This is a genomic window from Microbacterium lushaniae, from assembly GCF_008727775.1.
Lineage (GTDB): Bacteria > Actinomycetota > Actinomycetes > Actinomycetales > Microbacteriaceae > Microbacterium > Microbacterium lushaniae.
The window spans coordinates 1,380,206-1,392,969 of record NZ_CP044232.1 but is presented as its reverse complement, the minus strand read 5'-3'; the positions used below and the strand labels follow the sequence as shown (position 1 = coordinate 1,392,969).

At 70.4% G+C, this 12,764-nt stretch carries 13 protein-coding genes and 1 pseudogene; 9 read left to right on the top strand and 5 right to left on the bottom strand.

Features of this window, described 5'->3' with window-relative positions; translation table 11 throughout:
• Window position 1: 1 nt before the first annotated feature.
• Window positions 2-361, top strand: a complete 360-nt coding sequence (locus F6J85_RS06440; RefSeq protein WP_150924311.1) for an MmcQ/YjbR family DNA-binding protein — start codon at window positions 2-4, stop codon at window positions 359-361.
• Between the two features lie 133 nt (window positions 362-494).
• Here F6J85_RS06440 and F6J85_RS18150 read toward each other — a convergent pair.
• A pseudogene (locus F6J85_RS18150) lies at window positions 495-643 on the bottom strand (winged helix-turn-helix transcriptional regulator); the annotation flags it as partial.
• A 225-nt stretch (window positions 644-868) separates the two neighbouring features.
• Between F6J85_RS18150 and F6J85_RS06430 the strand changes: the two are divergent.
• On the top strand, window positions 869-2,302 hold the full coding sequence (locus F6J85_RS06430) for an MFS transporter (protein ID WP_150924310.1): 1,434 nt from the start codon (window positions 869-871) through the stop codon (window positions 2,300-2,302).
• Here the strand turns inward: F6J85_RS06430 and F6J85_RS06425 are convergent.
• Together F6J85_RS06425 and F6J85_RS06420 are read right to left on the bottom strand one after the other, a co-directional pair.
• Window positions 2,294-3,049, bottom strand: a complete 756-nt coding sequence (locus tag F6J85_RS06425; RefSeq protein ID WP_150924309.1) for a CPBP family intramembrane glutamic endopeptidase — start codon at window positions 3,047-3,049, stop codon at window positions 2,294-2,296. The two genes, F6J85_RS06430 and F6J85_RS06425, sit on opposite strands and share 9 nt — an antisense overlap.
• Before the next feature lie 59 nt (window positions 3,050-3,108).
• Complete coding sequence (locus tag F6J85_RS06420; RefSeq protein ID WP_150924308.1) at window positions 3,109-4,368, bottom strand: hypothetical protein; 1,260 nt, start codon at window positions 4,366-4,368, stop codon at window positions 3,109-3,111.
• Between the two features lie 183 nt (window positions 4,369-4,551).
• On the opposite strand from F6J85_RS06420, the gene F6J85_RS06415 reads away from it, so the two are divergent.
• The 5 genes from F6J85_RS06415 (at window position 4,552) to F6J85_RS06395 (ending at window position 7,493) form a co-directional block, all read left to right on the top strand.
• The gene (locus F6J85_RS06415) at window positions 4,552-5,058 is read left to right on the top strand and encodes a hypothetical protein (RefSeq protein WP_150924307.1); all 507 of its coding nucleotides are present in this window, start codon (window positions 4,552-4,554) and stop codon (window positions 5,056-5,058) included.
• 87 nt (window positions 5,059-5,145) lie between these two features.
• A complete protein-coding gene (locus F6J85_RS06410; RefSeq protein WP_150924306.1) occupies window positions 5,146-5,370 on the top strand; it encodes a hypothetical protein in 225 nt (74 codons plus the stop codon).
• Window positions 5,371-5,383: 13 nt separating this feature from the next.
• The gene (locus F6J85_RS06405; RefSeq protein WP_150924305.1) at window positions 5,384-6,163 is read left to right on the top strand and encodes a MerR family transcriptional regulator; all 780 of its coding nucleotides are present in this window, start codon (window positions 5,384-5,386) and stop codon (window positions 6,161-6,163) included.
• Window positions 6,164-6,246: 83 nt separating this feature from the next.
• A complete protein-coding gene (locus tag F6J85_RS06400) occupies window positions 6,247-6,828 on the top strand; it encodes a small multidrug efflux protein (RefSeq protein ID WP_150924304.1) in 582 nt (193 codons plus the stop codon).
• Window positions 6,829-6,854: 26 nt separating this feature from the next.
• Window positions 6,855-7,493, top strand: a complete 639-nt coding sequence (locus tag F6J85_RS06395; RefSeq protein WP_150924303.1) for a hypothetical protein — start codon at window positions 6,855-6,857, stop codon at window positions 7,491-7,493.
• Between the two features lie 126 nt (window positions 7,494-7,619).
• Here F6J85_RS06395 and F6J85_RS06390 read toward each other — a convergent pair whose 3' ends face one another.
• Window positions 7,620-8,030 (bottom strand): helix-turn-helix domain-containing protein, encoded by a 411-nt coding sequence (locus F6J85_RS06390; protein WP_150924302.1) that lies wholly within the window; start codon window positions 8,028-8,030, stop codon window positions 7,620-7,622.
• Between the two features lie 92 nt (window positions 8,031-8,122).
• On the bottom strand, window positions 8,123-10,855 hold the full coding sequence (locus F6J85_RS06385) for an ATP-binding protein (RefSeq protein WP_150924301.1): 2,733 nt from the start codon (window positions 10,853-10,855) through the stop codon (window positions 8,123-8,125).
• Between the two features lie 316 nt (window positions 10,856-11,171).
• Between F6J85_RS06385 and F6J85_RS06380 the strand changes: the two genes are divergently transcribed.
• Both F6J85_RS06380 and F6J85_RS06375 read left to right on the top strand, forming a co-directional pair.
• Window positions 11,172-11,987: an ABC transporter ATP-binding protein gene (locus tag F6J85_RS06380; protein WP_150924300.1), complete on the top strand. Its 816-nt coding sequence runs from the start codon at window positions 11,172-11,174 to the stop codon at window positions 11,985-11,987.
• Window positions 11,984-12,757, top strand: coding sequence for an ABC transporter permease (locus F6J85_RS06375; RefSeq protein ID WP_150924299.1), 774 nt, complete (start codon window positions 11,984-11,986; stop codon window positions 12,755-12,757). Before F6J85_RS06380 ends, F6J85_RS06375 begins: the two co-directional genes overlap by 4 nt.
• Window positions 12,758-12,764: the final 7 nt, after the last annotated feature.

Sequence of the window (12,764 nt, the reverse complement as noted above, 5' to 3'; positions counted from 1 at the left end):
CATGGCGGTCATCGGCGACGTCCTCGCCCTGGGCACGTCGCTGGAGCGCTCCTCCCCCGCTTACGTGCGCGGGAAGCTCAAGTTCCGCGTCGGCTCGTTGGTGTACGTCGCCTTCTCGTCGGACCAGAGCGTCATGGGGTTCGCCTTCCCCAAGGAGGAGCGGGAGGCGCTGGTGGGCGGCGATCCGCGCAAGTTCCAGATGCCCTCGGCATCCGACCTCCGCTTCAACTGGGTCCACGCCGACCTCGAGGCACTGGATCCGGGCGAGGCGCGCGAGCTCGTCGTCGACGCGTGGCGCATGGTCGTCCCGCAGAAGGTGGCGCGGGCCTACGACCTCGCGCACCCCGGCGGACCAGCCTGACGCGCGGCCCGCCTCATCCGGTGGGGGCGCCGTCCTCGCGGCGGTCGTACTCGTTGCGCGCACGCACGATGTAGTCGGTGTTCTCCTCGGTCCACGTCACCAGCGACTGCACGGTGGCGTGCAAACCCCGCCCCACCGAGGTGAGGCTGTACTCCACGCGCGGGGGATGACGGGGTAGACCACCCGGTTCACCAGGCCGTCACGCTCGAGGTGCCGCAGCGTCACGGTGAGCATCCGTTGGCTGATGCCGTCCACGGCACGCTGCAGCTCGGTGAAGCGCATCGGGGTGTCGTCGAGAAGGGCGATCACCAGCAACGACCACTTGTCGGCGATGCGATCGAGGATCTGGCGAACCTCGCAGTCCTCGCGCCGATCCCATTGGAAGGCGTCCCACCCCTCCGTTCCCTTGTGGTAACCGGGTGACTGCAAAGTGCCTTCTTCCACCATGCCTCCATGGTGACGCAATATGAGGCCTCGAACAATTGGTAACCGAACCCGGAGGCCCCGATGTCCCGCCCCATCCCCTCGGCGCCACTGGCGCGAGCCGCCCTCCTCGCCGTCCTGTGCGGCGCGGCCTTCCTCGAGGGCATGGACGTCGCGATGTTCAACGTCGCCCTTCCTTCCATCCGTGCCGACCTGGGCCTGACGACTCCGCAGGTCCAGTGGATCGTCAGCGGATACGTCGTCAGTTACGGCGCTCTGATGCTCGTCGGCGGGCGCGTGGCGGACGCGTACGGGCACCGCCGCGTCTTCCTCGTCGGGCTGGCGGCGTTCACCGCGTTCTCGCTCGTGGGCGGGCTCGCCGACGACGTCTGGATCCTCATCGCGATGCGCGTCCTCACCGGTGCGTGCGCGGCCTTCCTCATGCCGGCGGGGCTGGCGATCATCAACACGACGTATCCGGCCGGGCACGTACGGGATCGCGCGGTTCTCATCTACGCGGGCATCGGGGCGGCGGGTTTCTCGATCGGCCTGGTCGCCGGAGGCTTCCTCTCCCTCCTGGGCTGGCGGTGGGTCTTCCTCTTCCCCGCGGGCGTCGGAGTCCTCCTGTTCGCCGGGGCGTCGGCTCTGGTCCCGCGCGATGTCACGGGCCGGCGCGGGTCGCGCGTGGACTATCCCGGAGCGGTGCTCATCGCCGCCGCCGTCGCGTTCGCCATGCTCGGCATCGAATCCCTCGCCCACCACGCCGGCCCCTTCCCCCCGGTGGCGTGGACGGTCGCGGCCGTGACCGCCTTCCTGCTCTTCATCGCGCGACTCCGACGGGCGGCGGAGCCGCTCCTGTCCCTGTCGGTTCTGTCGCAATCCGCGGCGGTGCCGGCGGTGATCGGGGCCGCCTCGCTGGCGGCCGGTTTCGCGGGCTTCCAACTCGTGTTCGTCTTCTACCTGCAGGAGTCCCTCGGGTGGTCGGCGCTCCACTCGGCGCTGGGCATGCTGGTGCTGGCGATGGACGCGATCCTGGCTCCCCTGGTCACGCCGCTGCTGGTCCGGCGATTCGGTGTGTGGCCGGTGGCCACCACCGGCCTGGGGTTCGCCCTGATCTCCTACACCCTGTTCCTCCCGCTGGATGGCGCTGACCACTATCTGCATTTCCTTCCGGGGCTCGTGGCCCTCGGATTGGCCTTCACCTTCGCGTACGGCCCGCTGACGATCGCGGCCACCGAGCGCGCCCCTCGCGAAGACCAGGGTGTCGTCAGCGCGGTCCTGTACACGTGCTTCCAGTTCGGCGCCGCCCTGGGCATCGCGGGGGCTTCCGTCCTGTATTCGATCGCCGCCGAGACGCTCGGAGACGGTCTGCCGGCGCTGAAGGTCGCGCTGATCGCGTCCATCGTGGCGGCGGCGCTCGGGTTCGGCTCAGCCTTGGCGACGACGATCCGCCGGCGGTCGCGCCCCGGGCCGGCAGTATCCGTCCCCGCGACCTCCCCCATCGACAGGTCAGCGTGAGCCGGCGGACTCGGCCGGCGGATCGGGCGCAGGTCCCACCGCCGCCAGGCGACTGCGGAGGAAGAAGATGTACGGGATCATCACGGCCGCGATGATGCCCGCCACGACGGTCTCACCCCAGACGGAGTCGGTCGTGAGGGTGCCGCTGAGGTTGAACAGCGCGTGGAAGACGGCTCCGGGCAGGATGCTCCCGGTCAGCACGACCCCGTAGGCCAGCGCGATGCCGACCAGGATCGCCAGCACGATCTGCACCAGCTGCTCGGTGAGCGAGTACCCGCGCAGCAGGTTGACGACGTGCCCGACCCCGAACGTGACACCGGAGACGACGATCGCCCACGTCAACCGGCCCTCCGCCCTCAGTGCGCGCAGCAGGAACCCGCGGAAGATCAGCTCCTCGACGAACCCCACCCCCGCGACCAGCAGGATTGCGAAGACCACCGTCTCCGTGTCCAGTCCGGGAGCCCATCCCTTGCCGTAGGACACGAAGGCGGTGACGAAGAGCGGGATGAAGAAGGCCGTCGCCGGCAGCGTGCCCGGTTGCACGCGGCGCACCCCGTAGAAGGCGAGTCGGCGCGTGCGCCGCAGGTAGACGACCAGGACCACGGAGAGGGTGAGGAGGACGATGCTCGTCGTTCCCGGGAAGTGCAGCAGCCCGCCCACGGCATCGCCGACGTTCACGGCGGCGATGTAGATCCCGATCCAGATCAGCGCGTGCCACAGCGGCTGAGTGTCCTGGAGCTTCCGCATGCGATCCCTCCGGCGGATGCTCCGCAGCGGCCGCCGGGCCGAGGCTAGACCTCTCCGCGTCAGGGAGACAGGGCCGCGTCGGGGATCAGCACCGTTCGCTCATGCGTGCCGCCGACGGCGTCGCGGTACGTCACCTCGACGATCGTCCCGCTCGCCGTCGCGCCGGTCACCTGTGCGCCCGCCACCCGCTGATCCATCGGGATGAGGTCGCCGGTGCGCGGGTCCAGCAGGCCGATCGCGACCGAGTCGCCGTCGCGGTCGCGGTGCTGGGCGACGAGGCCCCTGGCGCCGTCGGTGTCGCCGCCGGTGTCGTCTACCGTCCAGCCCGTCGGCAGGTCGAACGTGGTGAGCTCGCCGTCGCTCCCGTCCAGCCATTGCACGGAGGCCCGGTTCACCAGGCGCACATCCGCGTCGGCAGGCTGATACGACTCGGGCCGGTCACCACCGGTGATCTCCGTCGTCCAGCCGGCCCCGCCTGCCAAGGGGATGCCGACGGCGACGGGCCGGTCGTCTTCGTAGCCGAAGGTCACGAGCGTGTCGCCGGCGATGACCCACTCGCCGTACTCGCCCAGCTGCGCGGTGATGGCGGTCTCACCCGTGCGGGTATCCACGACCGCGTACCGGTCCGCATCGTCGACGGACACGACGATCCAGTCGGCTTCGGGCGTCCAGCGCTGCGGATTGAAGGACGATCGGCCCTCGCTGCTTGCGATCGCCGAGCCCGCGGTCTCCCACACGCGTTCGCCGCTTCGCCGATCCACGGCGAGGGTGCGCTCCCCGTCGGTGAAGACGATGACGTCGGCATTCGCGGAGAAGGGCTCTGCCCCATCCACTTCGGCAGACCACTCGGTCTCCCCCGTCGCCGTGGCGATGGACATGGCGGGTCCGTCCGATGTCCCGGCGGCGAACGCCACGACCGAATCCCCCGCCGAGACGGCGGACCAGCCCTCCACCTCGGCGACGTCGTCGTTGACCCACAGGACCGACCCATCGTCGGAGTACCCGACGAGCGCGTTCCGATCCCGTTCGGCCAGGACGCGGACGTCGTCGGTGCCGCCGACCTCCCAGTAGTCGTCGACATCCTCGCTGGGCGAGATGTCTGGGAGCACCTGCCACCCCTGCGGCACCGGCGGCCGGCCATCGACCGCGAGGCATCCGCCGGCCACGACAGCGGCGCCGGCGACGAGGCCGATGAGTGCCGACCGGCGCGTACCGCTCAGGGCGCACAGGACCGCCAGCCCGACGGCCGCCAGCGACAGCACCCACACCACCCACCCGAGGTCCAGGACGACCGCGGCCACCCCGCCGGCCACACCCACCGCGCCGAGAATCGCAGCCGCGATCGCTGCCCCCCGCCGGGGTCTGGCGAAAAAGGGTGCGCGCGACGTTGCGTGGGCCTCGGTCATGGTGGTCTCCGCTCTGCAGGAATCAGCACGTGGCCGGGATCTCCACGCTAGCGGGAGCGCGACCCGGATGTCGGTGGGCGCGCGTAGCCTCGCCGCATGTCGACTCCTCTCAGCGAACACCTGCTCAGCGGCGGGCCCGGTCACGCAGCATCCGAGACGTTCGGCCGGTTCGTCGGCTCCTGGAGCCTCGAGTGGTCGCGACCGGGTGACGCGGCGGCACCGGAGGGGGCCGTCGGCGAGGTCCACTTCGGCTGGGTGCTCGGCGGCCGCGCGGTCCAGGACGTGTGGACCGTGCCCGGACCTGGGCAGCCGGGCGCCGGCGAGGCGCCCTATGGCTTCCACGGCACGACGGTGAGATTCTTCGACGAGGTGCTGGGTGCATGGCGATCCACGTGGATCGAACCGGTCAACGGACGGGTGCGGAAGTTCATCGGCCGAGAGGTGGGCGACCAGATCCACCTCGTCAGCACCGACGACGCGCCTTTCCTCCGGTGGCGGTTCACCGAGATCGGCCCCGACCGCTTCGTGTGGCTGGGCGAGTACTCCGACGACGAGGCGCGCACGTGGCACCTGGAGGAGCGGATGGTCGCCCGCCGGCGCTGACAATCCGGAAGCCGGTTCTCACCACACGGAGGAAATAAGGGTGAGCTACCGACGCGAAGCCGCCGGGGCCGCTGCCATCGTGGCTGCATGCCCGAAGAACACGGAGAACCCCTGACGACCCAGCGCATACCGGCGACCCGGTCCGGCGCCCTGACCGGGACGCGCGACACCCCGCCGCCGTATCCCCTGACCCGGCCGGCCGCGCCCGGGAGCGAGCGGGCGACCCGCTACGCCGGGGCGATCAGCCTCGCCGCGGCGCTGGGCGGCACCCTGCTGTGCGCCGCCGGGACGCGCGGCCCGGCGGCGCGCTGAGGAGGGCCGTCGCATGGCCTGGAGCACACGCGAGCTCGCCGACCTGGCGGGCACGACCGTGAACACCGTCCGCCACTACCACCGGGTCGGTCTGCTCGACGAACCCGAGCGCCGGTACAACGGCTACAAGCAGTACGGCGTGCGCCATCTCGTGCGCCTGCTGCGGATCCGGCGGCTGGCCGATCTCGGCGTGCCGCTGTCGCAGGTGGGAGTGGTCGGCACAGGTGGGGAGAACACTCCCGAGGTGCTGCACGCGCTGGATGCCGAACTGGCGGAGAACATCGCACGCCTGCAGCAGGCCCGTGCCGACATCGCGGCGATCCTGGATGACGGAGCCCCCGCCGATGCGCCCCCGGGTTTCGCGTCCGTCGCCTCGCACCTGTCCGAAGCCGACAGCTCGATCATCCACATCTACTCCCGGCTGTACGACGAGGAGGCGATGGCGGATCTGCGGCGCATGGTCGAAGTGGATGCCGAAGCCGGCGCCGTCGGCGACGAGATCGGCGCTCTCCCCGCGGATGCGGACGAGGTCACCCGCCAGCAGCTCGCCGAGCAGCTCGCGCCCACGCTCGCGCAGAACCTGATCGAGTACCCGTGGCTGTCGGATCCGGCGGGGCACCTGTCCAAGAGTGCCCACGTGACGCGACAGACCTTCATCCAGGCCGTGACCGAGCTCTACAACCCCGCCCAGCTCGACGTGCTCGCGCGCGCGGGAATCCTCGCGCAGGAGCTGCTTTCCGCGCACCGCTCGGCGGACGACGACGCTTCGCCGTCCGTGCGACACACCGCTTGACCTGGTTCTGAGAACACGGTCTCTACTGGGCACCGGGTCGAGAGATCTCCCGACTCGCCGTCCCGAAGAAAGAAGCCGGAGCCATGAATCCCCTGCAGGAACTCGTCAGCAACTTCCAACAGCTCGTGAGCCAGGTGCCCGAGCTCGTCCAGCCCCTCATCGTGATGCTCGCCGCCGCCATCCCCTTCCTCGAGGGGGAGCTGGGAGCCACGATCGGCATCATCGGCGGCCTCCATCCCCTGGTCGCCGGCATCGCCGCGGCCATCGGCAACTTCGTGAGCGTGCTCCTCGTGGTGCTGCTCACGTCCGGGGCACGCACCGCCGTCGTCCGCCGGCCGATCCGGGTGGGAGCAGGTGTGGCGGCCGGATCATCCGAGGCGTCACGCTTCGATGAGCCGGCCGACACCTTCGATCAGATCACCTCCGCCAAGCCCGAATCCAAGGGGCGGGCGCGCTTCAAGAAGTGGCTCGTCCGCTTCGGCGTCCCCGGCGCGAGCATCCTGGGTCCCCTGGCCATCCCGACCCAGATCACCTCCGCCATCCTCGTCGGCAGCGGCGTCGCCCGGGCATGGGTTCTGCTCTGGCAGGCGGTGGCGATCATCTTCTGGACTACCGTGACGACCGTCTCGGTATGGGCGGCACTCACCTTCGTCGTCGGCGTCTGACCCCGGCGGAGTGGAGAGGACACCCCATGTCGCGCGATGAGCCGGTCACCCTCGGTGAGGGGAAGCGACTGCCCCGCTACCGCTGGTGGCAGCAGTTCTCCCGCTCCCTCTTCCACCTGCAGCTTGCCGGCGACGACGGCTCACGGCAGACCTGGTCGGTGGATGTCCGCCCCGGGGGCGATGCCGACGGCGAGGTGCGCGCGCGCCTGTACCTCGACGGTGTGCACCAGGCCACGGCGAAACCCCCGGCGGCGTTTCCGGTACCCGGTGGAGCGATCGAAGTCGCGGTGAGCGCCTTCGGGGTCAAGCGGAGTCACTACGTCACCCCCGACGGGAGCGAGCGTCAGCTCTCACCCGATCCCTCCTCCGCCGAGGGACGGCGCGCCCGATTGGAACGGACTCATCCCGCGGCCAGCCGCGCCATGGGCGCCGCGTCGTTGGTCGTCCTCGCGGTCTCCCTCGTTCTGGGCATACCGCAGATTCTCGAGCAGATCACGCAGATCCCGCCGGTCGCCGAGATGGTCGGCACGTTCTCCAGTCCCGTCCAGCTCCCCGCGTGGGCGAACATCTCGCTCCTCGTGGCGACGCTGGCCGCCAGCACCGAGCGGGCGCTGCGGCTGCGGTACAACTGGCTCCTCGACGGCGGGCTCTTCGGCGGCGAGTAGAGACCGCCCGCCGACTCGTCCGAACCCCACTCACGGCGTTCCCGCCGCCCCAGCCCAGGAGGACCCCATGTACGTGCCCCGCCCCAGCGACATCACCCTGCCGCCGACTTTGTCCATCGATCTGAGTCACCTCGTCGCCGCGGCACTCGCGTCAGCGCCGTCGTCGCCTCCGACGCCGTCGCGGGCATCGTCGCGATCGGCCGCCCCGGAGCCGGCGGCCCGGGCCGAGAGCATGGCCCTGATCTCGGCCCGCGCGAGCTGAAGCCGGTCGATGCTCGCCGACAGATCCGCTTCGATCAGACGGAGCATCCGCTCGTCCGAGTGCGGGCCATCGTCCGGGGGGATCTCCGCAATGGGGACGCCGCGCTCCCTCAGGCGCCGGATGTGGAGCAGCTGGCGCAGGTGGCTGCTCCCATAGTGCTTGTAGCCGTTGGGCCCTCTCTCGGGTTCGTCGAGAAGGCCTATCCGGTGATAGTGCCGCACGGTGTTGACCGTGGTTCCGGCAAGTTCTGCCAGCTCTCGTGTGCTCCAGGACATTCGATCGACCTCGTCTCCGTCGGTCTCAGTCCACGCCCTGTGGTCGGGACCGGGTCAAGCTCGGCGGCGGGTTCTGAAGGGTCGAGCGGGGGTCAGAGCTGGAGTTCCTTGAGGTCGCGACGGGAGCTGATGCCCAGCTTCCGGAAGATGCTCCGCAGGTGGGCCTCGATCGTCCGCGGGCTGAGGAACAGCGTCGCCGCGACCTCGCGGGAGGTGGCTCCGGTGGCGACCAGGCGTGCGATGTGCAGCTCCTGCTCGGTCAGCACGACGCCGGGCGCGGATGTGCGCGCACGCGGGTGCTCGCCCGTGGCGCGCAATTCGTTCGCCGCGCGCTCGGCGAACCCCGCCGCGCCCATGTCGGTCAACATGTCATGTGCCGTGCGCAGCTGCTCGCGCGCATCGCGGCGGCGACCCTCCCGGCGGAGCCATTCACCGTAGAGGAGGTGAGTCCTCGCAAGGTGGCCGGCGGCGCGGGAACCCGTCAGCTGCTCGATCGCGTCGCGGTAGTGCTCCTCGGCCGCGCGGTCCTGGGCGATCAGTGCCCGCGCACGGGAGGCCAGACCTCGCGCCCACCGCGTGCCGCTCGCCTGCGCTCGCACGCACAGCTCGTCGGCGGCTGCGCGAGCCTCCTCCAGGCGACCGGCCCGCGCGGCCGCTTCGACGAGTTCGGGGAGGGCGAGGCTCACGACAGCGAGCTCATCGGATTCGGCCGCACGCTGGGCCGCGGTCATGGCGGGAAGGAACTCCCCGGTGGCGTTGTGGAGCACGGCGAGCGCGTAGTGCGCCAGCGTCACCTCGGCTCCCCGCCCCTCCTCCTTCCCCCGGATGCTCTCCCGGTGGAGGGCGGTGGTCTCCGCGGCCCGGCCGCGCCACGACGCCAGGATGAGATCCCCGTAGGGCAGGGGGGCCGCCCCCGTCGCTCGAGCGATCGCCGCGGCTTCCGCGGCGAGTTCGCCCGCTCCGCTGAAGTCGCCACTCAGGGCGAGAGCGACCGAATGCGAGACCAGCGCGGCACGAAGGGTCGCCACGGCTCCCGCCTCCCTCGTGAGGGCGACATTGCGCACCGCCAGGTCTCGCATCAGGTCGTCATCGAAGAGCGCGAGGGCCGTGCGGTTCGCGAGCCACAGCCAGCGGTCGCTGTCGGTGTGTCCGACGATGTCTCTGTCGACCTCCTCGTCGCAGAACGATATGAGAGCCTCCCGGAGCACGCTCACCCCGGCGGCGTAGCCGTCCGTATAGACCGACACGAGGCCGTCGAGCAGTAGGTCCAGCGGCCGGGGAGGATCCGGCGCGGGAGGTGCCGCGAGGGCCGCCTCGGCGACGCCTCGCACATCGCCGCCGGCGATGAGAGCCGCGTTGAGGGCGAACAGAAAGGCCTCCCGCGCCATCCTCGGCTCGACCGGCGCCAGCGCACGCGCGGCATCCAGGAACTCCGAGGGGAGCTCGCTCCCCTGCGCCAGGTAGAAGGTGATGTGCGCACGGAAGAGAGTGAGCCGAGCGGCCTCGAAGGGACTGAGCGGTCCCTGCGCGGCGAGCGCGAGCAGCGTCAACGCCTCATCCGCCGCGCCCGCCTCGTATTTCGCCTGCGCCGCGAGCGTCGCCCGCTGGGTGCGCAGCGCGGGTTCGGGCGTCAGCTCGGCCGCGCGCTGAACGAACGCCGCCGCCGCCGCCATCCCGCCGCGGGCGAGCGCTCGGTGGCCGGCGCGCTCCAACTCGTCGGCGACGTCCGCGTCCGGACCGAGGACGGCCTGCCCCCGATGCCACGCACGGCGATCCGGATCGACGCGCGCGTCGCCGGCGGCCGCCAGCGCCTCGTGCGCGCGGCGGCGTTCGGATGGCGTCGCCGCGGCGTAGATGGCCGAGCGCACCAGCGGATGACGGAACCGCACCAGGGAGTCGATGCGGAACAGGCCGACATTCTCCGCCGGAGCAGCCGCGGAGCGTGGGATGCCGAGGTGCGACGCCGCCCGGAACAGCAACGCCACCTCGCCCGTCGGTTCGGCCGCAGCGACGAGCAGGAGCCGTTGAGTCTCCGCCGGCAGCTCGGCCGAACGGTGCCGGAACGCCTCCTCCATACGACGTGTGACGCTCGGTCGCTCGTGCGCGTCGAGCCCGCTGGCCAGGATCTCGGGACGGGAGTTTCGGGGCAGCTCCAGCAGGGCCAGAGGATTCCCGTGGGCTTCCGCGATGACGCGATCCCGGAGCGCGTCATCGATCGGCATGCGGATCTCGGCGGCCAGCAGCGCCCGCGCGTCGCTGTCGCCGAGCCCGGGGAGCGTCAGCGCCGGCAGGCCGGCGAAGGGAGCGGCCTCGCTGTCGTCGGTGTCGCGCGCCGCGACGAGGATCACCAGGCGCTCGGCGTGCGCTCGCCGAGCCGCGAAGGCGATGACCTCGGCCGAAGCCCGGTCCAGCCATTGCGCGTCGTCGACGAGGCAGAGGAGCGGCCGTTCCTCGGCGCTCTCCGCCAGCAGATTCAACATGGCCAGACCGACGAGGAACCGGTCGGGCGGGGGGCCCGTCTTCCGACCGAACGCGGTGGCCAGTGCGTCGCGCTGCGGCTCGGCCAGGGCAGCGTCGTACTTCAGAAGAGGCGCACACAGCTGGTGCAGCGCCGCGTAAGCGAACTGTCTCTCCGACTCCATGCCGACCGCACGCACGACCCGGAACCCCAGCGGATCGGCGACTGCGCCGGCGTAGTCCAGCAGGGCTGTCTTCCCGATGCCGGCCTCACCGCGTGCGAACAGGACGCCGCAGCGGCCGGCTTGCGCCTCCGCCAGGACGCGCTCGATGATCTCGCGCTCATGCTGACGTCCGAACAACTGCACGCGTCGTCACCCCCCGTGACATCAGTCGAGACCGGTGCGGTCTTTTTGGAATCCGCGCACACCGACCCTGTGCTTACCCCACACTATGGCCGGGCAGAGGATCACCGCCCCGTGCCCGACCCGGGCAACCGCGCGGCACGGGCGAATCCCGAGGCAGATCGGGTCTTGACCTTGATCCTGCATCAACCCCGCATCCTGAGTGCAGCGGCCCCCGCAGAGGCGGCGCGGCCCATCGAGAGAGGCGGATGATGTCGGGTTTCATCGAGAAGGTCGTCGGCGACATGGACGACGGGGCAGAGAACGGGAGCCGCCGGTCATGACCGCGGGGACGACAGTTGCGCCGGCGATCCGGGTGCACGCGCTGGAGAAGTCGTACGGGAAGCTCGCGGTGCTCCGCGGGGTGGACTTCGAAGTCGCCCCTGGAAGCATCTTCGCCCTCCTCGGCTCCAACGGGGCGGGCAAGACCACCGTCGTCAGGATCTTGTCCACGCTCCTGCGCTCGGACGCGGGAACGGCCACCATCAACGGTTTCGACGTCTCCTCCCAGCCCGCACAGGTACGGGAGTCCATCAGCCTCACCGGTCAGTTCGCCGCCGTGGACGACATCCTCACCGGCCGGGAGAATCTGGTCCTCGTGGCCAAGCTCCGCCACCTGAAGAACCCGGGTGCGATCGCCGACGACCTGCTCGGCCGGTTCGCACTGACGGATGCCGGCGGGCGGAAGGTCGGCACGTACTCGGGCGGCATGCGCCGACGGCTGGACATCGCGATGAGCCTGATCGGGAACCCGCCGGTGGTGTTCCTGGACGAGCCGACCACCGGCCTTGACCCGGAGCTGCGCATCGAGGTGTGGAAGGCGGTCGAAAAGCTCGCAGCGGGCGGGACGACCGTGCTGCTGACGACGCAGTATCTGGATGAAGCCGAGGAACTGGCGGATCAGATCGCGATCCTGCACAAGGGCCGGATCATCGTCGAGGGAACCCTGGACGAGCTGAAGCAGCTCCTGCCGCCCACCGAAGTCGAGTACGTCGAGAAACAACCCTCCCTGGAAGACATCTTCCTCGCGCTCGTGGGCGCGGACAGCGACAGCGACGCCCGGTACAACGGTGCCGACGAGAAGGGAACACCATGACCTCGCGCTTTTTCGGCGACACCGCCACCCTCACCGGCCGTTCGCTGAAGCACGTCACCCGCAGCCCCGACACGATCATCACGACCGCCGTGATGCCGATCGCGATCATGCTGCTGTTCGTCTACGTGCTCGGCGGCGCCGTGGACACCGGCCCCGACTCCGCGTCGGGCGGATACATCGACTACGTGCTGCCTGGCGTCCTCTTGATCACGGTGGCCATGGGCATCTCCTACACCGCATACCGGCTCTTCACCGACATGCAGGGCGGAATCTTCGACCGGTTCCACTCCATGCCCATCGCCCGCTCGGCAGCGCTCTGGGCGCACGTGCTGACCTCGCTGACGGCCAACCTCATCTCGGTTGTGCTGGTCATCGGCGTCGCGCTGCTGCTCGGTTTCCGAGCGGATGCGGGAGTGCTCGGGTGGCTCGCGGTGGCCGGCATGCTGCTCCTGTTCATCCTCGCGCTGACCTGGGTCGCGGTCATCGCCGGCCTGTCGGCGAAGTCGATCGAGGGTGCCAGCGCCTTCTCCTACCCGCTGATCTTCCTGCCGTTCATCAGCTCCGCGTTCGTGCCCACCGCGTCGATGCCCGGCCCCGTGCGGTGGTTCGCGGAGCACCAGCCAGTGACCTCCATCGTCAACACCATCCGCGATCTGTTCACCCGGCAGCCGGTGAGCGGCGACATCTGGATCGCGCTGGCGTGGTGCGTCGGCATCTTCATCGCGGCGTACGTCGCCGCGATGGTCGTCTACCGGCGGAAGATCGCCTGAGGCAGGG

Coding starts and splice junctions, on each gene's coding strand:
- F6J85_RS06405 (WP_150924305.1), top strand. CDS start 5,384: ATGGCCTGGAGCACACGCGAGCTCGCCGACCTGGCGGGCACGACCGTG.
- F6J85_RS06395 (WP_150924303.1), top strand. CDS start 6,855: ATGTCGCGCGATGAGCCGGTCACCCTCGGTGAGGGGAAGCGACTGCCC.
- F6J85_RS06440 (WP_150924311.1), top strand. CDS start 2: ATGGCGGTCATCGGCGACGTCCTCGCCCTGGGCACGTCGCTGGAGCGC.
- F6J85_RS06410 (WP_150924306.1), top strand. CDS start 5,146: ATGCCCGAAGAACACGGAGAACCCCTGACGACCCAGCGCATACCGGCG.
- F6J85_RS06375 (WP_150924299.1), top strand. CDS start 11,984: ATGACCTCGCGCTTTTTCGGCGACACCGCCACCCTCACCGGCCGTTCG.
- F6J85_RS06380 (WP_150924300.1), top strand. CDS start 11,172: ATGACCGCGGGGACGACAGTTGCGCCGGCGATCCGGGTGCACGCGCTG.
- F6J85_RS06400 (WP_150924304.1), top strand. CDS start 6,247: ATGAATCCCCTGCAGGAACTCGTCAGCAACTTCCAACAGCTCGTGAGC.
- F6J85_RS06430 (WP_150924310.1), top strand. CDS start 869: ATGTCCCGCCCCATCCCCTCGGCGCCACTGGCGCGAGCCGCCCTCCTC.
- F6J85_RS06390 (WP_150924302.1), bottom strand. CDS start 8,030: ATGTCCTGGAGCACACGAGAGCTGGCAGAACTTGCCGGAACCACGGTC.
- F6J85_RS06415 (WP_150924307.1), top strand. CDS start 4,552: ATGTCGACTCCTCTCAGCGAACACCTGCTCAGCGGCGGGCCCGGTCAC.
- F6J85_RS06425 (WP_150924309.1), bottom strand. CDS start 3,049: ATGCGGAAGCTCCAGGACACTCAGCCGCTGTGGCACGCGCTGATCTGG.